24 protein-coding genes and 1 tRNA gene are annotated in these 24,009 nt (G+C 65.4%); 2 read left to right on the forward strand and 23 right to left on the reverse strand.

Going from position 1 to position 24,009, the window contains the following annotated elements:
* Window position 1 precedes the first annotated feature (1 nt).
* The 11 genes from nuoH to tpiA all read right to left on the reverse strand — a co-directional run bounded on the left by nuoH (window position 2) and on the right by tpiA (window position 9,694).
* Window positions 2-1,093, reverse strand: coding sequence for an NADH-quinone oxidoreductase subunit NuoH (gene nuoH, locus ACCQ01_RS14190; RefSeq protein WP_011037652.1), 1,092 nt, complete (start codon window positions 1,091-1,093; stop codon window positions 2-4).
* Window positions 1,090-3,324, reverse strand: a complete 2,235-nt coding sequence (gene nuoG / locus ACCQ01_RS14195; RefSeq protein WP_228431795.1) for an NADH-quinone oxidoreductase subunit NuoG — start codon at window positions 3,322-3,324, stop codon at window positions 1,090-1,092. Before nuoG ends, nuoH begins: the two co-directional genes overlap by 4 nt.
* Entirely contained in the window at window positions 3,321-4,655 is a 1,335-nt protein-coding gene (gene nuoF, locus ACCQ01_RS14200; protein ID WP_115573203.1) for an NADH-quinone oxidoreductase subunit NuoF, read from the reverse strand. Before nuoF ends, nuoG begins: the two co-directional genes overlap by 4 nt.
* Before the next feature lie 3 nt (window positions 4,656-4,658).
* The gene (gene nuoE / locus ACCQ01_RS14205; protein ID WP_011037655.1) at window positions 4,659-5,186 is read right to left on the reverse strand and encodes an NADH-quinone oxidoreductase subunit NuoE; all 528 of its coding nucleotides are present in this window, start codon (window positions 5,184-5,186) and stop codon (window positions 4,659-4,661) included.
* Window positions 5,183-6,490, reverse strand: coding sequence for an NADH-quinone oxidoreductase subunit D (locus ACCQ01_RS14210; RefSeq protein WP_228431794.1), 1,308 nt, complete (start codon window positions 6,488-6,490; stop codon window positions 5,183-5,185). The genes nuoE and ACCQ01_RS14210 overlap by 4 nt, the downstream gene beginning before the upstream one ends.
* Window positions 6,487-7,239, reverse strand: coding sequence for an NADH-quinone oxidoreductase subunit C (locus ACCQ01_RS14215; RefSeq protein WP_228431793.1), 753 nt, complete (start codon window positions 7,237-7,239; stop codon window positions 6,487-6,489). The genes ACCQ01_RS14210 and ACCQ01_RS14215 overlap by 4 nt, the downstream gene beginning before the upstream one ends.
* A gap of 36 nt (window positions 7,240-7,275) precedes the next feature.
* The gene (locus tag ACCQ01_RS14220; protein WP_016944318.1) at window positions 7,276-7,830 is read right to left on the reverse strand and encodes a NuoB/complex I 20 kDa subunit family protein; all 555 of its coding nucleotides are present in this window, start codon (window positions 7,828-7,830) and stop codon (window positions 7,276-7,278) included.
* On the reverse strand, window positions 7,821-8,177 hold the full coding sequence (locus tag ACCQ01_RS14225; RefSeq protein ID WP_011037659.1) for an NADH-quinone oxidoreductase subunit A: 357 nt from the start codon (window positions 8,175-8,177) through the stop codon (window positions 7,821-7,823). Before ACCQ01_RS14225 ends, ACCQ01_RS14220 begins: the two co-directional genes overlap by 10 nt.
* A gap of 105 nt (window positions 8,178-8,282) precedes the next feature.
* A tRNA-Leu gene (locus ACCQ01_RS14230) sits at window positions 8,283-8,367 on the reverse strand.
* 49 nt (window positions 8,368-8,416) lie between these two features.
* Entirely contained in the window at window positions 8,417-8,905 is a 489-nt protein-coding gene (gene secG / locus ACCQ01_RS14235) for a preprotein translocase subunit SecG (RefSeq protein WP_011037660.1), read from the reverse strand.
* 33 nt (window positions 8,906-8,938) lie between these two features.
* Window positions 8,939-9,694, reverse strand: coding sequence for a triose-phosphate isomerase (gene tpiA / locus ACCQ01_RS14240; protein ID WP_014508214.1), 756 nt, complete (start codon window positions 9,692-9,694; stop codon window positions 8,939-8,941).
* Between the two features lie 112 nt (window positions 9,695-9,806).
* Here tpiA and ACCQ01_RS14245 point away from each other — a divergent pair, with 112 nt between their 5' ends.
* Complete coding sequence (locus tag ACCQ01_RS14245) at window positions 9,807-10,607, forward strand: SDR family NAD(P)-dependent oxidoreductase (protein WP_228431792.1); 801 nt, start codon at window positions 9,807-9,809, stop codon at window positions 10,605-10,607.
* Window positions 10,608-10,709: 102 nt separating this feature from the next.
* Here ACCQ01_RS14245 and ACCQ01_RS14250 read toward each other — a convergent pair whose 3' ends face one another.
* From ACCQ01_RS14250 to trpB, 10 genes are all read right to left on the reverse strand, one after another.
* Window positions 10,710-11,135, reverse strand: a complete 426-nt coding sequence (locus ACCQ01_RS14250) for a group I truncated hemoglobin (protein WP_014508218.1) — start codon at window positions 11,133-11,135, stop codon at window positions 10,710-10,712.
* Entirely contained in the window at window positions 11,135-12,010 is an 876-nt protein-coding gene (locus ACCQ01_RS14255; RefSeq protein WP_228431791.1) for a DUF3034 family protein, read from the reverse strand. The genes ACCQ01_RS14250 and ACCQ01_RS14255 overlap by 1 nt, the downstream gene beginning before the upstream one ends.
* Entirely contained in the window at window positions 12,007-14,370 is a 2,364-nt protein-coding gene (locus ACCQ01_RS14260) for a putative bifunctional diguanylate cyclase/phosphodiesterase (RefSeq protein ID WP_228431790.1), read from the reverse strand. Before ACCQ01_RS14260 ends, ACCQ01_RS14255 begins: the two co-directional genes overlap by 4 nt.
* Window positions 14,367-14,996, reverse strand: coding sequence for a methylamine utilization protein (locus tag ACCQ01_RS14265; protein WP_228431827.1), 630 nt, complete (start codon window positions 14,994-14,996; stop codon window positions 14,367-14,369). Before ACCQ01_RS14265 ends, ACCQ01_RS14260 begins: the two co-directional genes overlap by 4 nt.
* A 263-nt stretch (window positions 14,997-15,259) precedes the next feature.
* Window positions 15,260-16,198 carry an isopenicillin N synthase family dioxygenase gene (locus tag ACCQ01_RS14270; RefSeq protein ID WP_011037668.1) on the reverse strand — a complete coding sequence of 313 codons (939 nt, stop codon included), beginning with the start codon at window positions 16,196-16,198 and terminating at the stop codon, window positions 15,260-15,262.
* Window positions 16,199-16,312: 114 nt separating this feature from the next.
* A complete protein-coding gene (glmM, locus tag ACCQ01_RS14275) occupies window positions 16,313-17,662 on the reverse strand; it encodes a phosphoglucosamine mutase (RefSeq protein WP_228431789.1) in 1,350 nt (449 codons plus the stop codon).
* Entirely contained in the window at window positions 17,659-18,546 is an 888-nt protein-coding gene (accD, locus tag ACCQ01_RS14280; RefSeq protein WP_119959423.1) for an acetyl-CoA carboxylase, carboxyltransferase subunit beta, read from the reverse strand. The genes glmM and accD overlap by 4 nt, the downstream gene beginning before the upstream one ends.
* 214 nt (window positions 18,547-18,760) lie before the next feature.
* On the reverse strand, window positions 18,761-19,579 hold the full coding sequence (gene trpA / locus ACCQ01_RS14285; RefSeq protein ID WP_228431788.1) for a tryptophan synthase subunit alpha: 819 nt from the start codon (window positions 19,577-19,579) through the stop codon (window positions 18,761-18,763).
* On the reverse strand, window positions 19,576-20,094 hold the full coding sequence (locus ACCQ01_RS14290) for a hypothetical protein (protein WP_228431787.1): 519 nt from the start codon (window positions 20,092-20,094) through the stop codon (window positions 19,576-19,578). Before ACCQ01_RS14290 ends, trpA begins: the two co-directional genes overlap by 4 nt.
* A complete protein-coding gene (trpB, locus tag ACCQ01_RS14295) occupies window positions 20,091-21,308 on the reverse strand; it encodes a tryptophan synthase subunit beta (RefSeq protein ID WP_011037673.1) in 1,218 nt (405 codons plus the stop codon). Before trpB ends, ACCQ01_RS14290 begins: the two co-directional genes overlap by 4 nt.
* Window positions 21,309-21,419: 111 nt before the next feature.
* Between trpB and ACCQ01_RS14300 the strand changes: the two genes are divergently transcribed.
* Window positions 21,420-22,316 (forward strand): LysR family transcriptional regulator, encoded by an 897-nt coding sequence (locus ACCQ01_RS14300; RefSeq protein WP_011037674.1) that lies wholly within the window; start codon window positions 21,420-21,422, stop codon window positions 22,314-22,316.
* Window positions 22,317-22,567: 251 nt separating this feature from the next.
* On the opposite strand, the gene ACCQ01_RS14305 is transcribed toward ACCQ01_RS14300, so the two are convergent.
* On the reverse strand, window positions 22,568-23,236 hold the full coding sequence (locus ACCQ01_RS14305) for a phosphoribosylanthranilate isomerase (RefSeq protein WP_011037675.1): 669 nt from the start codon (window positions 23,234-23,236) through the stop codon (window positions 22,568-22,570).
* Window positions 23,233-24,006, reverse strand: a complete 774-nt coding sequence (gene truA, locus ACCQ01_RS14310; RefSeq protein WP_011037676.1) for a tRNA pseudouridine(38-40) synthase TruA — start codon at window positions 24,004-24,006, stop codon at window positions 23,233-23,235. Before truA ends, ACCQ01_RS14305 begins: the two co-directional genes overlap by 4 nt.
* Window positions 24,007-24,009 lie beyond the last annotated feature (3 nt).

Raw genomic sequence — 24,009 nt, forward strand, 5'->3', positions numbered from 1 at the left:
ATTACACGCCCTTCTGGATCACGCCGTAGAACACCATCAATGCCGTCACCGCGATCCACACGATCGTGAGCGGAATGAACACCTTCCAGCCCAGACGCATGATCTGGTCATAGCGGTAACGCGGGAAGCTTGCGCGGAACCAGATGTAGGCACTCGCAAAGAAGAACACCTTCATCAGCAGCCACGGCCAGCCACCGGTCCACAGCCAATTGACCCACGGCGAGATATCCGCCGTGACCCAGCCCTGGATCGGGCTCAGCCAGCCACCGAGGAAGAAGATCGAGATCAGGAAGCTGACCAGGATCATGTTGGCGTATTCGGCCAGGAAGAACAGCGCAAACGCGCCGCCCGAGTACTCCACCATGTGGCCGGCGACGATTTCCGATTCACCTTCCACCACGTCGAACGGCGCGCGGTTGGTCTCGGCGACGCCGGAGACCCAGTACACGATGAACAACGGGAACAGTGGAATCAGGAACCAGTCGAAGAAGCCGGAGCTGCCCGCCTGCGCAAACACGATCTGGCTGAGGTTGACGCTGCCCGAGGCGATCATCACGCCGACCAGTGCAAAGCCCATCGCAATTTCGTAGCTGACCACCTGCGCGGCCGAGCGCATCGCACCCAGGAACGCGTACTTGGAGTTGGACGCCCAGCCAGCCAGGATGATGCCGTAGACGCCCAGCGAGGTCATCGCCAGCAGGTACAGCAGACCCACGTTGGCATTGGACAACACCAGCTTCGCATCGAACGGCACCACCGACCAGGCCGCAAACGCCGGCGCCAGGGTGAGCAATGGCGCGATGATGAACATCGCCTTGTGCGAGCTGCTGGGCTGCAGGATTTCCTTGAACAGCAATTTGAAGACGTCGGCGAAGGCCTGGAAGATGCCCATGCCCACATACATCGGCCCGTGGCGCACGTGCATCCAGCCGATCAGCTTGCGCTCCCAGACCACGTAGAAGGCCACCGTCACGATCACCGGCACCGCGATCAGCAGGATCTTCAGCACGGTCCACAGCAACACGCCGCCATCGCCCAGTCCGAGGAACCACTGGTGCAGGGGGTCGACCACGTTCAACAGCAACTCGTTCATGCAGCCACCACCGTTACCCGACCGGCACCCAACGGCGCGGTTGCGCCATGGCCGGATTCGATCCACACCGTGCCCGGTGCGACGCGCTTGTCCAGCACCACCGGCAAGGTTGCCCTGCCCGCGTCGGTGCCGACCTTGACCACTTGCCCGGCAGCGACCTGCAGCTGTGCGGCCTGCTCCGGATGCATCGCCACACACGGGGCGATGTTGAGCGGGTGCGACTGCAGTGCGGCGGCGCGGCGTACCACCGCATCTGTGCGGTAGATCGCAGCGGTTGCGGCAACTTCCAGACCTTCGCTCGCAGTAGCCGGCTGCGCCGACGTCGCTGCAGTTACGCTGCGCTGCTGCATGCCGGCGCGCAGACCGACCAGGTCGATGAACTCGAACCCAGCCAGACCCAGCTCACCACCCAGTGCGCGCAGCACGCGCCAGCCCTCACGCGCCTCGACCGGCAACCGACCCGCAGCACGTGCGGTCTGCACGCGGCCATCGAGATTGGTCAGCGACGCATCGATTTCCGGCAGTGCGCCGATCGGCAGAATGACATCGGCCACGTCGCGTGTAGATGCACAGGCGAACTGGCTGAAAGCCACGACTTTTGCACCGGCCAGCGCGCTGCGCGCAGCTGCCGCATCGGCAAAATCCAGACCGGGTTCGATGCCGTACACCACATACGCCTGACGCGGCTCGGCAAACATGCCGGCGACTGTCCGCGAAGTCGGCAACACGCCTTGCGAGACCAAGCCGACCGCATTGGCGCCCTGCGGGATCCGACATAGCGACGCACCGGTTGCCGAAGCAAAGGCACGTGCCGCTGCACGCAGCGTGGCCGCCTGCGGATGATTTTCTGCCAGTGCGCCGACCACGATCACGGCGCGGCTTGCGCCCTTGACCGCATTGCGCAGCGTGGCATCGTCCAGCGCGCCAGCCAGCTGCGATGGCGAGACCACCGTCCGGCTGGCCTGCGTGAAAGCGAAATCGAAATCGACCGGGTTGACCGAATGGATCTGGGTGCGGTTCTGGATGCTCGCCTTGCGCAGACGCGCATGCAGCAGCGGCAGTTCGTGACGCACGTTGGTGCCGAACAGCACCACCACATCGGCCTGCTCGATCTCGGCCAACGGCGTGGCAAACGCTTCGGCCACAGCAGCATCGGAGAAATCGCGGTTGAGCAGACGGTGATCCAGATTGCCACTACCCAGCCCTTCGGCCAGACGTGCGAGCAGCGCGCCTTCCTCGTTGGAGGTGGACGGATGCACCAGCACGCCGAGCTGATCTCCAGCGTTGTCACGCAGGATTTGCGTGGCGGCAACCAGCCCTTCGGCCCAGCTCACCTCGGTCCACTCACCGTTGACCTTCTTCAGCGGTTTGACCGCACGGTCTTCCGAATACAGGCCCTGATGCGAATAACGATCGCGATCGGACAGCCAGCACTCGTTGACCGCCTCGTTCTCGCGCGGCACGGTACGCAGCACTTCGCCGCGACGCACGTGCAGGAACAGGTTCGAGCCCATCGCATCGTGATAGCCGAGCGATTCGCGCGCCATCAACTCCCACGGGCGGGCACGGAACTGAAACACCTTGTTGGTCAGCGCGCCGACCGGGCAGACGTCGATGACATTGCCGGAAATTTCGGTGGTCAGCGGCTTGCCGTCGTAGGTGCCGATCTGCAGGTTTTCACCGCGATACATGCCACCCAACTCGTAGGTGCCGGCGATGTCCGCAGTGAATCGCACGCAACGGGTGCACTGGATGCAGCGGGTCATTTCGGTGGCGACCAGCGGACCGATGTCCTCGTCGGGCACCACGCGCTTACGCTCGTTGAAGCGGCTGACCGAACGGCCGTAACCGAGCGAAACGTCCTGCAACTCGCACTCGCCGCCCTGATCGCAGATCGGACAGTCCAGCGGGTGATTGATCAGCAAAAATTCCATCACGCTGCGCTGGTACTTCAGCGCCTTTTCGCTACGCGTGGTGACCTTCATGCCGTCCATCACCGGCGTGGCGCAGGCAGGCGACGGCTTCGGGGACTTTTCGACGTCCACCAGGCACATGCGGCAGTTGGCCGCGATCGGCAGCTTCTCGTGATAGCAGAAGCGCGGGATCGGGATGCCGGCCTTGTCGGCCGCCTGGATGATCATCGAACCCTTCGGCACCACCAGGGACTGCCCGTCGATTTCGACGGTGACATGGTCCGGTGGCACGTTCGGGTTCACTGGTTGGGCGCTCATGCGGCCACTCCGACGTGGGTGTCGACGATCGAACGACCGTTGACGATGTAGTACTCGAATTCGTCCCAGAACTGGCGCAGGAAGCCTTGGATCGGCCATGCCGCTGCTTCACCGAACGCGCAGATGGTGTGCCCTTCGATCTGGCCGGCCACGGTACGCAGCTGGTGCAGGTCTTCCATCGTGGCCTTGCCGGCGACGATGCGCTCCAGCACACGATGCATCCAGCCGGTGCCTTCGCGGCACGGGGTGCACTGGCCGCAGGATTCCTTGTGGAAGAACTGCGAGATGCGGCAGGCAAACCGCACGCAGCACACGCTGTCATCCAGCACCACGATCGCGCCCGATCCCAGACCGGTGCCGAGCGCGCGCAGGGTGTCGTAATCCATCTGCAGGCCAGCGACCTGGTCGGCCTTCAGCACCGGCATCGACACGCCGCCAGGCACCACGCCCTTGAGCTTGCGGCCCGGACGCAGGCCACCGGCCATTTCCAGCAGTTCGTCGAAGGTGGTGCCGAGCGGCACTTCGAAATTGCCGCCCTTCTGCACGCAGCCAGACACCGAGAAGATCTTCGGGCCGCCGTTCTTGGTTTTGCTCAACCCCAGGAACCACTCCGGGCCGTTGCGAATGATCGCCGGCACCGACGCGTAGGTCTCGGTGTTGTTGATGGTGGTGGGCTTGCCGTACAGGCCGAAGTTCGCCGGGAACGGCGGCTTGTAGCGCGGCTGGCCCTTCTTGCCTTCCAGCGATTCCATCAGCGCGGTTTCTTCGCCGCAGATGTACGCGCCAGCGCCCAGCGCACCGTAGATATCGATATCCACGCCGCTGCCGAGAATGTCCTTGCCCAGCCAGCCGTTGGCATAGGCATCGGCCAGTGCCAGCTCGAAATTTTCGAACGGCTCGTGGTGGAACTCACCGCGCAGATAGTTGTAGCCCACGGTCGAACCGGTGGCGTAGCAGGCGATTGCCATGCCCTCCACCACCGAATGCGGGTTGTAACGCAGGATGTCGCGGTCCTTGCAGGTTCCCGGCTCGGATTCGTCCGAGTTGCACAGGATGTACTTCTGCATGGTGCCCTTGGGCATGAAGGACCACTTCAGACCGGTCGGGAAGCCCGCGCCACCGCGGCCGCGCAGGTTGGATGCCTTCACCATTTCGATGACGTCGGCCGGCGGGATCTTCTCTTCGAGGATCTTGCGCAGCGCGGCGTAGCCACCGGTCTTCAGATAGCTTTCGTACGACCACGGGGTGTCGTAGTGCAGGGTCGTGTAGACGACCTGATGCGGCAGCGGCGCCGGACCGACCGGGCCTGAGGGTGCGTGATGATGTGCCATGCCTTACTCCAGCCCGTCCAGCAGCGCGTCGACCTTTTCTTTCGTCAGGTGCTCGTGGTAATGGCCGTTGATGACCATCATCGGCGCTGCAGAGCAGGCCGCCAGGCATTCTTCTTCGCGCTTGAGGTAGACGCGCCCATCGGCTGTCGACTGACCCAACTTGCAGCCCAGCTTCTTTTCCGCGTGCGCCAGCAGATCTTCAGCGCCATTGAGCCAGCAGCTGATGTTGGTGCAGAACGCCACGTTGTGGCGGCCGACCTTCTCGGTCTCGAACATCGAGTAGAAGCTGGCCACTTCGTAGGCCCACACCGGCGGCAGCTCCAGATACTTGGCCACGCCCACGATCAGCTCGTCGGTCAACCAGCCCTGGTTCTGTTCCTGCGCGGCATGCAGACCCTGTAACACGGCCGAACGCTTGCGGTCGGGCGGGAACTTGCTCAGCCAATGATCGATGTGCGCGCGCGTTTTGTCGCTCAGCACTACCTGCGGATCGACGTCGCGCGCCGCTTCGAAATTACCCGTCGCCTTCATCGGTCAACCTCACCGAAAACCAAATCGTAAGTACCGATCATCGCCACGACGTCGGCCAGCAAATACCCGCGCACCACCGCGTCCATCGAGGACAGATGCGCAAAGCCCGGCGCGCGCAGATGCACGCGGAACGGCTTGTTGGCGCCATCGGACATCAGGTAGCAGCCGAACTCGCCCTTGGGCGCTTCAACGGCGCAATAGGTCTCGCCGGCGGGCACGCAGTAGCCTTCGCTGAACAGCTTGAAGTGATGGATCAGCGCTTCCATATCGTCCTTCATGCCTTCGCGGCTTGGCGGAGCGACCTTGAAATTGGTGACCATGACCGGGCCTGGATTGGCCTTCAGCCACTTCACGCATTGCTTGATGATGCGGTTGGACTCGCGCATCTCGGCCACGCGCACCAGGTAACGGTCGTAGCAGTCACCGTTGGTGCCGACCGGCACGTCGAAGTCCACCGCGTCGTACTTCGCGTACGGCTGCTTCTTGCGCAGATCCCATTCGATGCCCGAACCACGCAGCATCGGACCGGTCATGCCCCAGGCACGCGCCAGATCCGGGCTGATGATGCCCACGTCCACGGTGCGCTGCTTCCAGATGCGATTCTCGGTCAGCAACGTTTCGTATTCGTCCACGCGGGACGGGAACGTGTCGGTGAAGTTCTCGAGGAAGTCCAGCATCGAGCCTTCGCGCGCGGCGTTGAGCTTGGTCAGCGCCCCACCCTTGTGCCAACGCGATTCCTTGTATTTGGGCATGCGGTCAGGCAGATCGCGGTAGACGCCGCCCGGACGGTAATAGGCGGCGTGCATGCGCGCGCCACTGACTGCCTCGTAGACGTCCATCAATTCTTCGCGCTCGCGGAAGGCGTACAGCATCACCGCCATCGCGCCGAGGTCAAGCGCGTTGGAACCCACCCACATCAGGTGGTTCTTGATTCGGGTGATCTCGTCGAACATCGTGCGGATGTACTGCGCGCGCTCCGGCGCTTCGATCCCCATCAGGGATTCGATGGCACGCACGTAGGCGTGCTCGTTGCACATCATCGACACGTAATCCAGGCGGTCCATGTACGGAACCGACTGGTTGAACGGCTTGGACTCGGCCAGCTTCTCGGTGCCACGGTGCAGCAGGCCGATATGCGGGTCGGCACGCACCACGGTTTCGCCGTCCATTTCCAGGATCAGGCGCAACACGCCGTGCGCCGCAGGATGCTGCGGGCCGAAGTTCATCGTGTAATTGCGGATTTCCTGCTTGCTTTCCACAGGATTGCTCGCTAAGGCATCGGTTGCCTGGCGGTACTCACTCACTTGGCAGTCTCCGACTTGCCCACTTCACCAGCGGCAGTCTCATAACGCGCGTCGTCGCGGATCACGCGCGGCACGCCGACACGCGGCTCCACCGAGGTCACCGGCTCGTACACCACGCGCTTGCGCTCGTCGTCGTAACGCACTTCGACGTTGCCGATCAGCGGGAAGTCCTTGCGGAACGGATGGCCGACAAATCCGTAGTCGGTCAGGATGCGGCGCAGGTCCGGATGGCCATCGAACACGATGCCGAACAGGTCGAACGCCTCGCGCTCGAACCAGTTCACACCGGGCCAGATGTCGGTCAACGACGCCACCACCGGCACCTGCTCGTCGGGTGCATAGCACCGCACGCGCAGACGCTGGTTGTGCTGGTAGGAAATCAGCTGGGCCACCACCGCGAAGCGCTGCGTCGGCAGCTGCTGCGGTTGGGCACCGTTAGAGCTTTCCTGGCTGGGGAATTCACCCCAGGCAAAGCGACCCAGCGCCTTGCCCTCGACACCACGGCTGAAACCCTGGGACGACACGTCAGCGGTGTCCCACTCGTCGCTGCCGTAGCCCAGGTAATCGACGCCGCACAGGTCGCTGAGCTGCTCGAAACCGAGCTCGTCGCGCAGGGCAAGACAGGTGGCGTACCACTGTGCCGCAGCGACTTCCAGCGTCACTTCGCCGCGCGGCTGGACCACGGAGATCTGCGCACCGGCGAAACGCGCCGCTAGTCGGTCAGTGAAGGAAGATGCTTGCTCTGCCATGGGGGCTTGGCTGCTCTCGGTAGGAGAAGACGGGTGTCAGCGTGCGATTGTCTGGGTGCGCCAGATTTTCTTCTGCAGCTGCAAGATGCCGTAGACCAGCGCCTCGGCGGTCGGCGGGCAGCCCGGGACATAGATGTCCACCGGCACGATGCGATCGCAACCGCGCACCACCGAATACGAATAGTGATAGTAGCCGCCGCCGTTGGCGCAGCTGCCCATCGAGATGACCCACTTCGGGTCGGGCATCTGGTCGTAGACCTTGCGCAATGCCGGCGCCATCTTGTTGACCAGAGTGCCGGCGACGATCATCACGTCGGACTGGCGCGGCGACGGGCGGAACACCACGCCGTAGCGGTCCAGGTCCAGGCGCGCCGCACCGGCGTGCATCATCTCGACTGCACAGCAGGCCAGACCAAAGGTCATCGGCCACATCGAACCGGTACGCGCCCAGTTCAACAGTGCATCGACGCTGGTGGTCACGTAGCCCTTTTCGAGCAACGGGTTTTCGCCTTCCGGGCGCAGGATGTCTTCGACCCGGCCTTCCGGCATCGGGTTGGTCATCAGACGATCCAGGGTCTGAATCACTCCCATTCCAGCGCTCCCTTCTTCCACACGTAGATAAAACCGAGGAACAACATGCCGACGAACAGGCCCATGGTGACCAGCGAGCGTGCGCCGATCTCCATGAACACCTGTGTCCACGGCACGATGAAGATGATTTCCAGATCGAACACGATGAACTGGATCGCGATGAGGTAGTAGCGCACATCGAACTTCATGCGCGCGTCTTCGAATGCCTCGAAGCCACACTCGTACGGCGAAAGCTTGCGCGCGTCCGGGCTGCGCGGAGCGAGGAACCGACCAATCAACATCAGCACGATGCCGATGCCAGTGGCGACAACCAGAAACAGCAGACTCGGCAAATATTCGGCCAGCACAGCGACTCTCTCTTGCCTCTGCCCGCACGCGCCGCGTGCCGGCATGGGGTATAGGCAGACCCCGCGCCGGCATTGCCGCGATGCGCAGGAACTGCAGCCAAACAATGGTGCCCAAGAGGGGACTCGAACCCCTACGACCTAAGTCGCTACCACCTCAAGGTAGTGCGTCTACCAATTCCGCCACCTGGGCATACGTTGCGCCGCTGGGCATCCCAGTGCGCAGCGTATTGTAACCGCCTTCAGTCTTTTTGTGCTGGTTCCGGCGTCTTTTCTTCGCGTGCGGCAGGCGCCGGCTGCGTCGGTGCAGACTGCACAGGTGTTGCAGCAGGCGCAGTGGCTGGCTCGGCCGCAGCAGGCAACGGCTGCGAGGGAGCGGTGGGCACTGCGCCAGCGGCAGGCGCCTGCGGCAACGGCTGGGTCAACTCACCCGCAGCGGCCGGAGCCGGCGTGGCCGACTGCGACATCACGCCCAGGTTCTGGTCGGTGGGACGGGCGCCATGGGTGGCGTACCAGGCCATGAACAGGCTGATGCTGAAGAACACCACCGCCAGCCACTTGGTCGACTTGGACAGGAAGTTCGACGCACCCTGCGAGCCGAACACCGTGCCCGACGCGCCCGCGCCGAAGCCCGAGCCCGCCGCCGCGCCGGCGCCACGCTGCATCAGGATCAGCGCAATCATCGCCAGCGCGACCAGCACGTAGACCACATTGAGGATCAACATCAGCATTTCGAAATCCGTCCCCGGACAAAACTTAATGGGTTAACAAGCGGCCGCCGCACGCGCAATGGCCAGGAAGTCTTCGGCAACCAGTGATGCGCCGCCGACCAGCCCACCGTCGACGTCGGGCTGGGAAAACAGCTCGCTGGCGTTGTCGGGCTTGACACTCCCCCCGTACAGGATGGGCAGTGAATCGGCAATTCTAGCATCCGCCTTCGCGACTTCGCCACGAATGAAGGCGTGCACGGCCTGGGCCTGGTCCGGCGTGGCAGTGCGCCCGGTTCCAATCGCCCAGATCGGCTCGTAGGCCACTACGGCGCGGGCGAATCCGGTGCTGCCGACCAGGCTCAGGACCGGCTCCAACTGGGCACGTAGGATTGCCTCAGTCTGACCGGCCTCGCGCTGTTCCAGCGATTCGCCAACGCACAGCACCGGGATCAACCCGGCATGCATGGCGGCGGCAAATTTGCGCGCGACCAGCTCGCTGCTTTCCTGGTGATACTGACGGCGCTCCGAATGCCCGACCAGGCCGTATTCGGCACCGACATCCACCAGCATCGAGGCGGACACTTCACCGGTGTAGGCGCCCTTCTCGTTGCTACTGACGTCCTGTGCACCGAATGCCAGGTGGTGGGCCTCGAAGTCCTCGATCAGATCACCGAGATACGGCAAGGGCGGCAGGATGACGACATCGACACCCGCCAGGGGCATGTGCGCGGCCACCTGCGCCACCAGTTCGGTGGCGAAGGCACGCGTGCCATGCAGCTTCCAATTTCCAGCAACGATCTTTCGACGCATCAGGTGCAGGTTCCTGAGTTGAAGACAGGCGTGAGAATAGCCCATGCCCTGTCGGTACCCGGCAGACTTGTGTCCGATGCGTGTCCCATTTCGCCCCAACCAGGAACCTGCCATGTCCGTTTCGCCTATCTTCGCCCTGATCACCGGCGCTTCCAGCGGGATTGGTCGCGAGATCGCCCGTGCCTACGCAGCGCGCGGGATGCCACTGATCCTGACGGCGCGGCGAGTGGGCCGGCTGGAGGCGCTGGCCGCGGAATTGGGCGCGCAGGTGCGGGTGGAAATCCTGCCGGAGGATCTGGGCGACCCGGCCGCCCCTGCCCGGCTGGTCGCCGAAATCCAGCGCCAGGGCTGGACCGTGGGCACCCTGGTCAACAATGCCGGCTACGGCGTGCCAGGACGGTATCTGCAGAACGACTGGCAGACGCATGCGCGATTTCTGCAGGTGATGGTGACGGCGGTGTGCGAACTGACCTGGCGGCTGTTGCCGATGATCCGCGCCAGTGGCCAGGGCCGGATCCTCAATGTGGCCTCGTTCGCCGCACTGACGCCCAGCGCCGATGGCCAGACGCTGTATGCGGCCGCCAAGAGTTTCATGCTGCGCTTCAGCGAGTCGCTGGCGCTGGAGAACGCCGATTGCGCGGTGAAGGTGTGCGCGCTCTGCCCGGGCTTTGCCTGGTCGGAATTCCACGATGTCACCGGCACCCGCGCGGCGATGTCCACCCTGCCCGGCTGGGCGTGGCTACAGGCCGATGCCGTGGCGGCGTACGGCATCGCCGCGCTGGAACGCGGGCAGGTGCTGGCGATACCAGGGTGGCGCTATCGCCTGGTGAACGTTGCGCTGCGCCTGTTGCCGCATGCGCTGCTGCTGCGGCTGATGGCACGCGGCTCGCACAGGGTGCGTCCTTTGGAGTGAGGCGTTCCTGTGCATGGCGCCTGCTGCAGGCGGATGCGACAGACTTATCACGCCCCTGATTGAACACATGCGCTGCGTACTGCAACGTGCGCAGCGTTAGTGTCAGTGATTGACGATTTCACCATGCATCGCCGCCAACCGTGCGAGCAGGCGATTCTGGGTTCGGCGCGGAATGTTGCGCTGATCCATTGCCCAGTTGAGATCTTCGACCAAGGCATTGAAGTCGCCCTCGCGGATGGCCATATGCTGGTGCGCCTGTGCCATGGACTTGGCAGTGTCCGGGCACGGGCCATCGGCAACATGGCAGAACTTCTGCACCAGCCGCTCGTTGAGCATGACGATATTGACGCGTGCAAAGTGCTCGACGATGCGCGGGTCGTCGGCGATGCGCGAGAGCATGGTTTCCACCAGGGCCTCGATCCCGGGCTGACCGCCCAATTCTTCGTACAACGTCTGCCGCGGTTGCGTGGTGGCACAGCCGCTCAACATCAGCACGCAAAGCAGCGAATAGCGCAGCCATCGGGTCATCACAACGCCACCTGCAGGGAAAGATACGGTCCGCGCTGACGCTTCAAGGTGGCAACCTCGCCCAGATCGGCCCAGGCGGCGGTCAGCGACACGTGCTTGGTCGGGAACCAGGCGACGAAGCCGTCGGCCCAGGCTTGCTCGCGGGCGAAACCGAGATTGTTCGGCTTGTCGCGATATTCGAGGCCCACCACCCACGACGGGCTCAGCACCACGCCAGCGCTGACCTCACCGACCAGCCGATAACTGTTGCGACGGTCGCCGCCGAAGCCCAGCAACCCGGTTTGATTGGCGCGGGTAGCGCGCACGGTGCCGTTGAGCAGCAACTGGTAGCCGCCAGCGCCTTGCAGCAATAGCCGCGTGGCGCTGAGATAGACATCGGTGCCGTGGTCGTCGCGTGCACCGATCGCCAACGGCAAAGTGCCGTCGCGCAGTCGCTTGTACTGCACGCCAAGACTCAGCTGTGGCGCGCGCCCGTAGACCAGGTCACCATGCAGTCGCACTTTCGCGCCGAATACATCCTGGCCAAGCGCATTCCACGGCAACCCTAGCCGGTCTTGCAAGGTGCCCAGGTCCAGACGCTGGCGCGCCACCGAAAGCTCGAGCCGATTGCCCACCGTCAATGCGGCGCCCTGCACATCCAGACGGTAATCGCCGCTATCGACGTGGGTGGCGAACGCCACGGTGCCGAGTTCATCGCGCGTGCCGTACCCGGACAACGTGGCCCAGGGCACGATGCCACCGCCACTGCTGCCTTCGAGCATCGAGACGCCGCCGGTGGCCAGCAACCGGCCCTCGCCCGCCATGCACAGCAGTGGGCTAAGCGCCGTTGCGGCGAGCAGCGTTGCAGCGACTGCCGTGCGTGGAAAACGCTTCATCGTTGACCTCCCGCCTGCGCCGCGGCCGAGCGACCGAGCTGGCGCATGCACCATGCCAGCAGCGGCTTTTCTTCCAGTGGCGGCGAATACAGATAGCCCTGCACCATGTCGCAGCCGTAGCCGCGCAGCAGCGCCAGCGCAGTGTCGTTTTCCACGCCCTCGGCAATCACGCTCAGACCGAGGTTGTGCCCCAGATCGATCGTGCTGCGCACGATAAAGGCATCGTCGGTGCCTTCGGCCAGCTGCATGACAAAGCTCTTGTCGATCTTCAATTCGTTCACCGGCATGCGCTTGAGCTGGGCCAGCGAGGAATAGCCGGTGCCGAAGTCGTCGACCGACAGCCGCACGCCCACATTGCGGAGTTGATGCAACATATGCAGCGCAAATTCGACATCGCGCATCAACGCGCTTTCGGTCAGTTCCAGCGTAACCGAGGTGGCCGGCACCGCATGCCGCTGCAGGCAGCCGCGCACGAAGTCCGGCAGGCCGGGGTCGGACAGATCCAGGGCCGACAGGTTGATCGCCATGCCCAGTTCAAGCCCTTGCGCTCGCCATTGCGATTGGCAGTGCAACGCCTCGTCAAGCACGAAGCGGGTGAGCGGATGGATGACGCCGGAATGCTCGGCCAACGGAATGAATTCGTCCGGGCCGATCGGCCCCAGCACCGGGTGATGCCAGCGCACGAGCACCTCGACCTGCTCCACCTGATCGGTACGCAGGCTGATCTTGGGTTGGAAGCGCAAGGTCAGCTCGTTGCCACCGATGGCCTGGCGCAGATCGCCGGTGAGACGCAGCCGGCGCAGATGCTGCTCGTCCTGGCCAAGCCGGTACACGCTGGCGCCACTGGCGGTGTCGCCGACCTGGCCACGCGCGATATCGGCGCGACGCAGCAGCGTGTCCGGGTCGGCGCCATGTTCGGGAATCAACGCAATGCCGATGCTGGCTTCGAGCTGGATGCGTGCCTGCGGCAACGCCAGCGGGCTGCGCAATTGCAACAGCAGGCGTTGGGCTTCCTCCTGCACGGTGGCCGGGTCGGCATGCGCCACCACCACCATGAATTCGTCGCTGCCAAGGCGCCCGACGATGTTGGGCGCCTGCACCACGTCGGCAAGCCTGCGCCCGGCTTCGACCAACACCTGATCGGCGAAGTCGTGGCCCAGGCTGTCGTTGAGTTCCTTGAAGCGCTCCAGGTCCAGGATCAGCACCGCTGCGGTGCCGCCCGAGGCCACGGTCTGATCCACCACCTGCTGCAGCTGCTCCAGCAGCCAGATGCGGTTGGGCAAGCCAGTGAGTGCGTCGTGGCGTGCCTGGTGCAGGATGTGCTGCTCGCGCGTGGCGATCTGCTGCTGCATGCGCCCGAAGCTGTCGGCCAGCTCCGCCAATTCGCGCCCGGGCGGCAATTGCACGGTGGTGTGGTAATCACCGCGCTGGATGCGGCGTGCTGCCTGCACCAGCAGCGCCACCGGCTTACTGACGCTGCGCGCGAGAAAAATCGATACGCCCAGTGCGGCGGCGGTGGCCAGGCCAGCCAGCAGCAAAATCCGTAATTTGAGTGTGCGGTACGGCGCCACCGCGCGGTCCAACGAGGCCTGCAAGGCAACCCGCACGCGGGTATCGCCCTGGATGGACTGCAACTTCACCAGGTAACGCGAGTCCCCCAGGGTCAGCGGGATTGCAGCGCCCTGCGCGTGTTCGGCGGTGCGCAATTGCTGCGCGAATTCCGTGCGTTCGGCTGGTTGCAGCGTAGACGCCAGTACGCGCGGCGGCGCACCGTCGATGAAGAAGGTGGCATCCAGACCCGTGGTGCTGCGGAAATCCTGCGCAAGGCTGTCGCCGGATTCGTTGCCGATCGCAATCCAGCCCACCCGGCTCGGCGCCAGTACCTGCACGACTGCCAGGCGCACGACGTGTTGATCCAAGGCCACCACACCGACCGCACGCCCGTCGTGCTGGGCCTGTTGCAGCAAGGCCTGCACGGCACGCAGCTGCTCGGCCTGCGGCAGATCCGCCAGCCCGGTCAGAAAATCGCCTTCAGGCGAAAGCAGCACCGCCGTCTGCGCATCCATGCGCGCGGCGTGGTTGCGCAACGCCGACTGCATGGTGGGCACATCGCCGCTGGCAACGGCTGCACGGAAGCCGAAATCGTCCGCCAGCACCGAGGCCGATTGCAGCAGTTGTTCGTCGCGGCGCTGGTTGATGCGCTGCCAGACACGCTCGCCAATCAGCAGCTCTTCACCGAGTTGCGCCTTGACGCTGCGCTCGGTGGCCACCTGCACGGCAATGAAGGTCAACGCCTGGGTGCCGAGCACCACCAGCACCAGCAGCGCGGCGATGCGCGTATGCAGTCGCATCGCCTTCATGGAGACGGCTTTTTCGGGTCGGCGGCGCGACGGAACTTGTCCTGCAGCGCGCGCACGCGATCATCCGGCGGTGCCACCGCTGGCGCTGTGCCGGTGGTCTGCACGGTGACACGGCGCTGCAGCGCATCGCGGCTCAGCACCAGTGGCTCGGCCAGCGCAGCGCCCTTGATGCGCGGATGCCAGACACGCAGGGTGTAGCTGCCCGCGGGCGCATCGATCTGGACACGGCCATCGCTGCCGCTCTTGCCGAAATACGGGGTGTCCAGCACCACGATATACCCCAGCATCCAGTCATGGATGTTGCAGCCCACCGTCACCAGCCCGGCCTGATCGAAGCGTACCGGCGCGGCCGTGGTGCCCTGGAACAGCGGCAACTCGAACTTCTTGGCAGGCGAAAACGAATACACCTGATGCCGGATTTGATCGTTATTCGGGAAGCGCACCAGGCTACCCGCGCGTACCGCGAGCACTGCGGGAACGAACTGCGAGTTCACCTGATCCATAGACACCGTTTTCAAGGTGCCGGTCGCCGGCACCGGGCGTGCGGTTTCCAGGCTCACCACTGCATCAACCAGCACGCCGCCGGCGTCCTGGACAGTCACCGTCACCGGTGTTGCCACGGCCACACCCGCAAGGCACCCGGTCAGCACCAGTGCCGATGTTCCAACGACGTTGATTACTTTTCGCGTCCACATGCGCCCGCACCTCATCGCAGTCCTGCAGCGGGCGCCAGGCAAATCCGACGTCGCGCTAGCGGCCAGACTGGGATATCGGCAGAGGTGAACGCAAGCTTTAACCGGACGCGAGCGAACGTTCATCAAGCAAACTGTGGCGAGCGTCATCCGCCATGTTGCGAGCGCGGCCATAGCCGCGCTTGGGTCCGTTCGGCTTACTTCAGCTTGATCTCGCGCAGGCGCTCTTCCAGGAACCCGTGTGCGGTGATCGGTTCGGGATAGCGGCTGGGATTGTCGGCGCTGATGCAGGACGGCAACACGTCGATCAGGAAATCCGGGTTCGGGTGCAGGAAGAACGGCACCGAATAGCGCGGCTTGCGCGCCTCCTCACCCGGCGGATTGACCACGCGGTGGATGGTGGACGGATACACATGATTGGTCAGGCGCTGCAGCATGTCGCCGATATTGACCACGATGGTGTCGGCGTCCGCAGTGAACGGCACCCACTCGCCTTCGTTGGAACGCACTTCCAGGCCGGCGGCGCTGGCGCCCACCAACAAGGTGATGAAATTGATGTCGCCGTGCGCGCCGGCGCGCACATTCGGGATGTCGTCGCTGGTGATCGGCGGGTAATGGATCGGGCGCAGGATCGAATTGCCGTGATCGGTCTTGTCGGCGAAGTAGTCCTGCGGCAGGCCGATGTGCAGCGCCAGCGCCGACAACACGCGCGAGCCCAACTGATCCAGCTGCTGATACAGGTGGTAGCCACGCTCGCGGAAGCCCGGCACTTCGGTCGGCCACAGATTGGGCGCCATCACCGCGCGGTACGGCGAATCGTCCGGGATCTCGCGGCCGATGTGCCAGAACTCCTTCAGATCGAAATGCTTGGAGTCCTTGGCGGTTTCCACACCGAACGCCGTATAGCCGCGCGCGCCGCCACTGCCGGGCACGTGGTAGCTGCGCTTGACCTCGTCGGGTAGCGCGAAAAATGCCTTGAACACCTCGTAGGCGGCGTCGATGTCCGACTGCGCAATGCCGTGATTGCGGATGCCGGCAAAGCCCCATTGCCGATAAGCGGCACCGAGCTCGGCGACAAACGCCTCGCGGTCGCTGTCGAAACGGGTGATGTCCAGGGTGGGGATGCGCGCGCTCATACGGATGTCTTGCTCAAGGATGAAAGAAGGCCGGCCGCTCAGGACAGCAGGCGATACAGCACATAAAACGTCGCGGCCTTGGCGAAGACCACGCAGACGCCGATGATCAGCGACTCACGCCGCGTCACGCACCGCTCCGGCGAGGCGATCGAGCGTGTCCTGCATCAACCCCGCTTCGTCGGCCTCCACGGTCACGCGCACCACCGGCTCGGTGCCGGACGGGCGCAGGAAGGCGCGGCCACGCCCCTGCACCGCCGCCTGCGCTTGCTGCAGCGCCTGCTGCACGCTGGTGGCTTCCACAATGGCCTTGGCTGCACCGCCGCCCAGACGCACGTTGACGGTCTGCTGCGGCACCTTGCTCAGGCTGCTCAGCGCCTCACGCAGGCTGTGCCCGTCGCGCCCCAGCGCTTCGAGCACCTGCAAGGCGCTGACGATGCCATCACCGGTGGTGGCCCGGTCCAGACACAGCAGATGGCCGGAGGTTTCGCCGCCCAGGGTACCGCCACCCTCGACCAGGGCCTGGTGCACGTAGCGGTCGCCGACCTTGGCGCGCTGGAACGGGATCTGTAACGCGGCCAGGGCTTTCTCCAGCCCGTAATTGGTCATCAAGGTGCCGACCACCGTGCCGGTGAGCCGGCCGCTGGCCTGCCACGAGCGCGCGAGCACGTACAGCAGATCGTCGCCATCGACCGGGTTGCCCTGGTCGTCGGCCATCAGCACGCGGTCGCCGTCGCCATCGAAGGCGATGCCCAACTGCGCGCCGGTCTCGCGCACCTTGGCGGCGAGATTGTCGATATGCGTGGAGCCGACACCGTCGTTGATATTGAGCCCGTCCGGCGCCGCACCGATCACCACCACCTCGGCGCCGAGCTCGCGGAACAGCATCGGCGCGATGTGGTACGTGGCGCCGTGCGCGCAGTCGAGCACCATCTTCAACCCATGCAGGGTGAAGCCACGCGGGACGCTGGCCTTGCAGAATTCGATGTAGCGGCCGATCGCATCGCGGGTACGGATCGCCTTGCCCAGGCGCTCGGATTCCACGGTGTGGAATGGCGCATCCAGGGCCGCTTCGATGGCCGCTTCGGTGGCGTCATCGAGCTTCTCGCCCTCAGCGGAAAAGAACTTGATGCCGTTGTCGTAATGCGGGTTGTGCGATGCGCTGATCACCACACCGGCATCCGCGCGCAAGGTACTGGTCAAAAACGCAATGGCCGGGGTCGGCATCGGCCCGATCAGCTGCACGTCGGCACCGGCGGCCACCAGGCCGGCTTCCAGCGCTGCTTCGAACATGTAGCCGGAAATGCGGGTGTCCTTGCCGATCAGCACCAACGGGCGCTTGCTGCGCCCAGCGGTGAGCACACGCCCAAGCGCATTGCCCAGGCGCAGCACGAAATCGGCAGAGATCACGCCCTGCCCGACCCGACCGCGGATGCCGTCGGTGCCGAAATACTTACGACTGCTCATGCGGCGTCTGCGTCCTGCGGATGCGGCTGACGCATCATCATGGTGGTCAGCTCGGCGATGCGGTCGCGCATGTCGCGGCGGTCGCAGATCTGATCAATGGCGCCATGATCGAGCAGGAACTCCGAGCGCTGGAAACCTTCGGGCAGCGTCTCGCGCACGGTCTGCTCGATCACGCGCGGGCCGGCAAAACCGATCAGCGCATGCGGTTCGGCGATGTTGATATCGCCCAGCATCGCGAACGAGGCCGACACGCCACCGGTGGTGGGATGGGTCAGCACCGAGATATACGGCAGGCCGGCTTCGCGCAAGCGGCCGAGCGCCGCGGAGGTCTTGGCCATCTGCATCAGCGAAAACAGGCCTTCCTGCATGCGCGCGCCGCCACTTGCGGAGAAGCACACGAACGGGCAGCCCACTTCCAGCGCCACTTCGGCCGCACGCGCAAAGCGCTCGCCGACCACCGAGCCCATCGAGCCACCCATGAAGGCGAAATCGAACGCGGCGGCCACCAGCGGGTTGCCCTTGAGCACGCCGCGCATGGCGATCAGGGCGTCGTATTCGCCGCTGCTCTTCTGGCTGGCCTTGATGCGCTCGCCGTACTTCTTCTGATCCTTGAACTTGAGCACGTCCACCGGGCCCAGCTGGGCCGCGATTTCGGTGGTTGGGCTGTCCACGTCGAACAGCGCGGCCAGCCGGGCGCGGGCGCGGATCGCCATGTGGTGGTCACACTTCGGACACACCTCCAGGTTCTCCTCAAGCTCCGGGCCGTACAGCGCGCTGCCGCAGTTGCTGCACTTCTCCCACAGGCCCTCGGGGACGCTGCGCTTCTTGGCGGGGGTGTTCTCGGTGCGGATGCCGGAAGGCATCAATTTGCTGAGCCAGCTCATGCGTGTATGACAATCCATGCAAGGCGGCCGTGCAGGCCGCAGAGGGGCGACAGTCTATCCCAGCGCCCCATGGCGGTGCAGTGGGCGGCCGCGCGGGGTGGCGCCGAGCGCCCTGGGCCAAAACGCCAGGCGATCATGCGGGAACGTATTGCCGGCATGATCGCCGCCGTTGGGCACCTACATATTCCACCGGCAGGCGCCCGGCAGCGGCGCCTCAGCCAGCGTCCAGCGCCTGCCGCAGCGGCTGCAGGAAGTCTTCGGCCCGCTCACGCGCGCTGCGCACATCCGACGCATCGGCCAGGGCCGCCACCAGCGCGCTGCCGACGACCACGCCGTCCGCATCCACCGCCATCGCGGCAGCACTGGCGGCGTCCTTGATGCCGAAGCCGGCCACCACCGGTGCGCCGGCACGGGCACGCAGCTGACGCAGGCGGTCGCTGGCCGCATGCGTGTCCAGCCGGTCGGCCGCGCCGGTCACGCCAGAGAAGCTCACGTAATACAGATAGCCCTGCGCAGTGCTGCACAGCATGTCCAGCCGGGCCTCGCCGGTGGTGGGCGACGCCAAGGCGATCAGCGCCAGGCCGACCTCGGTGAAGATGGCGCGGGTGTCGTCGGCCTCCTCGGGCGGCAGGTCGACCAGCAGCACGCCATCGATGCCGGCGGCCACCGCGGTTTCGGCAAAGCGCCGCGTGCCGTGGATTTCGATCGGGTTGAGGTAGCCCATCAGTACCACCGGGGTGGTGGCGTCCTCGCGCCGGAATTCCTGCACGGCTTCGATCACATAGGCCAGCCCGGCACCGCGGCCCAGCGCACGCTCGGAGCTGCGCTGGATGGTGGGGCCATCGGCCATCGGGTCGGAGAACGGCACGCCGAGCTCGATGATGTTCGCACCGGCGCGCACCAGCGCATGCATCACCGGCACGGTGGCTTCCAGTGAGGGGTCGCCGGCGGTGATGAAGGGAATCAGTGCCTTGCGGCCAGAGTGGCGCAGCGCGTCGAAGCATGCAGCGATACGGTCGGGCGCGCGGCTCATGCGCATCCCTCCACCAGTTGCACGGCGTCCCAGCTTCCCCAGTACATCGATGTCACGCTGCCTTCTCCAGTTTCGTAGCGAACGGCTAGCCCACGCGCGGGGTCATGCCATGTCAGATAAAGATCCTTGCCGTCGTCACCGCCATAGTGATGCGGCTCGACGCTGTAGCCCGCGGGCAGGCGTGCACGCACACTGGCCTCGCTGTCGCCGATGCGAATGCCGAAGGGGCCCACGACCCCGGCATCGGTGACGTCGAAGCGGACAACGCGCCCGTCCTCGACCATCATCGCCACGCCCGCGGGCAGCAGCCCTGCTTCCACGTAGTCGCACTGCCCGATCGGGCCGGCATTCATCGGCTTCCAGGCGGCCCGCGGCGCCAGCTCGGCGAAGCGCTGGCCAACCCGCACCGCGCCGCTGCGATCCAGCGCGGGCGCGGATGCCGCGGCGGCGGCAAGTGCAGACAGGCACAGCAGCGCCATGCCACCACCGAGGTTGCGCGCGTGCGCTGCGATCACAGCACCATGCCTTCGCGCGCGGCGATGGTGTGCACGTCCTTGTCGCCACGGCCGGACAGGTTGCACAGCACCAGCGCGTCCTTGGGCATTTCGCGCGCAAGCTTGATCGACTGCGCGACCGCATGGCTGGATTCCAGCGCGGCCAGGATGCCCTCGGTATGCGCCAGCAAATGAAACGCGGCCAGCGCTTCGTCGTCGGTGATGCCCTGGTACACGGCACGGCCGCTGTCGGAGAGGAAGGCATGCTCCGGCCCCACGCCGGGGTAGTCCAGGCCCGCCGAGACCGAATGGGTCTCGATGATCTGGCCATCGTCATCGCAGATCACATACGTACGATTGCCGTGCAGCACGCCGGGCCGCCCGGCGGCGATCGATGCCGCATGGCGGCCACTGGCAATGCCATCACCCGCCGCTTCGGCGCCGTAGATCTTGACACCGGGGTCGTTCAAGAACGCGTGGAACAGGCCGATGGCGTTGCTGCCGCCACCCACGCAGGCGCTGATCGCATCCGGCAGGCGGCCGTAGTCTTCCAGCATCTGCGCACGCGCTTCGCGGCCGACGATGGCGTTGAAATCGCGCACCATGCGCGGATACGGATCCGGGCCGGCGACGGTGCCGATGATGTAGAAGGTGTCCTGCACATTGCTGACCCAGTCGCGCATCGCTTCATTCAGCGCGTCCTTGAGCGTGGCCGAGCCCGAGGTGACCGGGATGACCTTCGCACCGAGCAACTGCATGCGGTAGACGTTGATCTTCTGCCGCTCGATGTCGGTGGCGCCCATGTAGACCACGCATTCCAGGCCCAGCCGCGCCGCGACGGTGGCACTGGCCACGCCATGCTGGCCGGCGCCGGTCTCGGCGATGATGCGGGTCTTGCCCATGCGGCTGGCCAGCAGCGCCTGGCCGATGGTGTTGTTGATCTTGTGCGCGCCGGTGTGGTTCAGGTCTTCGCGCTTGAGCAGGATCTGCGCCCCGCCCACTTCGCGGCTCAGCCGCTCGGCGTGGTAGATCGGGCTGGGGCGGCCGACGTAATGCTTGAGATCCTTGTCGTACTCGGCAATGAAGGCCGGATCCTGGCGCGCCAGATCGTAGGCGGCAGACAGTTCCTGCAGGGGCGCGATCAAGGTTTCCGCGACGAAACGGCCGCCAAACTTGCCGAAATGGCCGGCGGCATCCGGATACGCATGAAAGTCACTGATGGGCTGGGCCGACATGGGGGCTATTCCTCCGCAACACTGCGGAAATACGGGAAAGGCGCACTCTAACGCAGGCGGCGCGACGGATAAATCGATAAGATCGCCGTAACCTGTGACCTGTACTCACATATGCCCACCTCCCTGCCCCCGCTTGCTGCCTTGCGCGCCTTTGAGGCCGCGGCGCGCCTGCAAAGTGTCAGCCGCGCTGCCGACGCACTGCACGTGACCCACGGTGCCATCAGCCGGCATGTGCGTTCTCTGGAACAACTGTTGGGCACCGCCCTGTTCACCCGCCAGGGCCGCGGGCTAGTGCTGACCGCCGCCGGCACGCGCCTGCGCGATGCCACCAGCGAGGGCTTTGCGCTGATCGCCGACACGTGGGCGGACCTGGCCAGCCCGCGCAACGAAGCGCCGTTGGTGCTGGGCTGCTCCGGGAGCCTGCTGGCGCGCTGGGTGATTCCGCGGCTGGGCCGGCTGCAACGCGATCTGCCCGATCTGCGCGTGCATCTGTCGGCGAACGAGCAACCGCCCGGGCCGGACCTGGACGGCCTGGACGCTGCGCTGCTGCTCGACACCCCGCCCTGGCCGGGCGACTGGCAGGTGCACGAGCTGGGCGTGGAGTGGATCGGGCCGGTGCTCAGCCCGCAAAGCCCGCTGGCGACCCAGCTGGCCGGGCAGCCGCCGCACGCACTGCTGGCGCACCCGCTGCTGCATACGCGCTCACGCCCGCAAGCGTGGCCGGACTGGGCGCAGGCACATGGCATCCCGGCCGACAGCTTGCGCTTCGGCACTGAGTTCGAGCACCTGATGTATCTGCTGGAAGCCGCTGCGGCCGGACTGGGCGTGGCGATCGCACCGCAATCGCTTGTCGCCGCCGACCTGGCGGCCGGGCGGCTGGTGGCGCCGTGGGGCTTTACCCCGACCCGAGGCCGCTGGGGCCTGTGCGCGGCGCGGCGCAATCCCGATCCGCGGATCGCACAGCTTGCTGGCTGGTTACGCGGCGAGCTTGCGGCGGATCAGCCCTGATCACGGGCGAGGCGCTACATCGAGCAGCGGCGTCTTCGCGCTACCACGCACGAAAAAGCCCCGGAAACCGGAGCCTTGAAGAGTTCTCAGCTGCCCGAAGCGTCTGATGACGCTCCGGGTTTATTGCGCGACGCGCCTGTGCAGGCCACTTAGCCAACGTCTGCATCTGATTTCGCGAACATCGGCGCCAGCGCGGCGCCACCATCGGGCCTCATACCGCAGCACACTGCAGCGCGCTTAAGACACCACCGTTACGACATCTCGTGACAGTCGGCGCGGCGCACTTCTTCGACGAACTTGCGCATCTTGTGGCCGTCCTTGATGCCCGGCGCAAGCTCCACGCCGCTGGACACGTCCACGCCCCACGGCAGGGTCGCCACGATCGCGTCGAAGACGTTGTCGGCGGTGATGCCGCCAGCCAGCAGGAACGGGCGATGCAGGCCGGTGGGCAGGCGCGACCAGTCGAAGGTTTTGCCGGTCCCGCCGCCCTCGCCCGGCGCATGGCTGTCGAACAGGAAGCCGGCCGTATTGGGATAGGCCAACTGCAGCGTCCGCGCGTTGGCGTCTTCGCCATTCACGCCGGAAGCGCCCATCGGCACCGCCTTGAGATACGGCAGATTAAAGCTGCGGCAGAAGGCGTCGTCTTCTTCGCCATGGAACTGCAGCAAGGTGGGACGCACGGTGCGCACCACTTCGCGCACTTCTTCCTTGGAGTTGTTGCGGAACAACGCCACCACATCGACCATCGGCGCGGTGGCCTGGCGCATGGCGCGCGCTTCGGCCGGGGCCACGCGGCGCGGGCTGCCGTGGGCAAAGATGAAACCCACCGCGTCCACACCCAGCTCGCCAGCGAGCCGGATGTCGCCGGCGCGGGTCATGCCACAGAACTTGATGCGGGTGCGGTACAGCGATCGATTCATTGGGTCACCTCGGCGGGCAGATGCCACTCTGCGGGATACAGCGGCCCGATGAACACCAGGCCTTGCGGCGGTGCCGTCGGGCCGGCCACAGTGCGGTCGCGTCCGGCGAGCAATGTTGCGATCCAGTCGATCGGCTGTTCGCCGGTCCCGACCAAAATCAGCGAGCCAACAATATTCCGCACCATGTGATGAAGGAATGCATTGGCCTGCACCTGCACCTCCACCACCTCGCCCAGCCGCTGCACGGTGATGGCCTGCAGATTGCGCCGCGCATGCAGGGCCTGGCACTGCACGCTGCGAAATGCGCCGAAGTCGTTCTCGCCCAGCAATGCCTGCGCGGCGGTGTGCATGGCCTGCGCATCCAGCGGCCGGCGCTCCCAGCTCAGGGTCTGCCGGTACAGCGCCGGGCGGATTTGCCGGTTGAGCAGGCGATAGCGATAACGCCGCGCCCGCGCGGAAAACCGCGCATGGAAGTCTTCGGCTGCCGGCACGCACCAGCGCACCGCCACTGACGGCGGCAGCCGCGCGGTGGTGCCCAGCATCCAGCCGCGCGGTTCGCGGCGGGCATCGCTGTCGAAATGCACCACCTGGCATTCGCCATGCACGCCGGCATCGGTGCGGCCGGCACAGACCACCTGGATCGGCGCATCGGCCACCGACGACAATGCCGCCTGCAGGGTTGCCTGCACGCTCGGCCCGCCGTGCTCGCCCAGTTGCTGCCAGCCCTGGAACTCGCTGCCGTCATATTCCACGCCCAGCGCGTAACGCATCAG

It is taken from the genome of Xanthomonas sp. NCPPB 4037 (assembly GCF_041475695.2).
Classification (GTDB): domain Bacteria; phylum Pseudomonadota; class Gammaproteobacteria; order Xanthomonadales; family Xanthomonadaceae; genus Xanthomonas; species Xanthomonas campestris.

Excerpts from the sequence above, each read along its gene's own strand:
- nuoH (WP_011037652.1), bottom strand. The coding sequence starts at position 1,093 with ATGAACGAGTTGCTGTTGAACGTGGTCGACCCCCTGCACCAGTGGTTC.
- nuoG (WP_228431795.1), bottom strand. The coding sequence starts at position 3,324 with ATGAGCGCCCAACCAGTGAACCCGAACGTGCCACCGGACCATGTCACC.
- nuoF (WP_115573203.1), bottom strand. The coding sequence starts at position 4,655 with ATGGCACATCATCACGCACCCTCAGGCCCGGTCGGTCCGGCGCCGCTG.
- nuoE (WP_011037655.1), bottom strand. The coding sequence starts at position 5,186 with ATGAAGGCGACGGGTAATTTCGAAGCGGCGCGCGACGTCGATCCGCAG.
- ACCQ01_RS14215 (WP_228431793.1), bottom strand. The coding sequence starts at position 7,239 with ATGGCAGAGCAAGCATCTTCCTTCACTGACCGACTAGCGGCGCGTTTC.
- ACCQ01_RS14220 (WP_016944318.1), bottom strand. The coding sequence starts at position 7,830 with ATGGGAGTGATTCAGACCCTGGATCGTCTGATGACCAACCCGATGCCG.
- secG (WP_011037660.1), bottom strand. The coding sequence starts at position 8,905 with ATGCTGATGTTGATCCTCAATGTGGTCTACGTGCTGGTCGCGCTGGCG.
- tpiA (WP_014508214.1), bottom strand. The coding sequence starts at position 9,694 with ATGCGTCGAAAGATCGTTGCTGGAAATTGGAAGCTGCATGGCACGCGT.
- ACCQ01_RS14245 (WP_228431792.1), top strand. The coding sequence starts at position 9,807 with ATGTCCGTTTCGCCTATCTTCGCCCTGATCACCGGCGCTTCCAGCGGG.
- ACCQ01_RS14250 (WP_014508218.1), bottom strand. The coding sequence starts at position 11,135 with ATGACCCGATGGCTGCGCTATTCGCTGCTTTGCGTGCTGATGTTGAGC.
- ACCQ01_RS14255 (WP_228431791.1), bottom strand. The coding sequence starts at position 12,010 with ATGAAGCGTTTTCCACGCACGGCAGTCGCTGCAACGCTGCTCGCCGCA.
- ACCQ01_RS14260 (WP_228431790.1), bottom strand. The coding sequence starts at position 14,370 with ATGAAGGCGATGCGACTGCATACGCGCATCGCCGCGCTGCTGGTGCTG.
- ACCQ01_RS14270 (WP_011037668.1), bottom strand. The coding sequence starts at position 16,198 with ATGAGCGCGCGCATCCCCACCCTGGACATCACCCGTTTCGACAGCGAC.
- glmM (WP_228431789.1), bottom strand. The coding sequence starts at position 17,662 with ATGAGCAGTCGTAAGTATTTCGGCACCGACGGCATCCGCGGTCGGGTC.
- accD (WP_119959423.1), bottom strand. The coding sequence starts at position 18,546 with ATGAGCTGGCTCAGCAAATTGATGCCTTCCGGCATCCGCACCGAGAAC.
- trpA (WP_228431788.1), bottom strand. The coding sequence starts at position 19,579 with ATGAGCCGCGCGCCCGACCGTATCGCTGCATGCTTCGACGCGCTGCGC.
- trpB (WP_011037673.1), bottom strand. The coding sequence starts at position 21,308 with ATGTCGGCCCAGCCCATCAGTGACTTTCATGCGTATCCGGATGCCGCC.
- ACCQ01_RS14300 (WP_011037674.1), top strand. The coding sequence starts at position 21,420 with ATGCCCACCTCCCTGCCCCCGCTTGCTGCCTTGCGCGCCTTTGAGGCC.
- ACCQ01_RS14305 (WP_011037675.1), bottom strand. The coding sequence starts at position 23,236 with ATGAATCGATCGCTGTACCGCACCCGCATCAAGTTCTGTGGCATGACC.
- truA (WP_011037676.1), bottom strand. The coding sequence starts at position 24,006 with ATGCGTTACGCGCTGGGCGTGGAATATGACGGCAGCGAGTTCCAGGGC.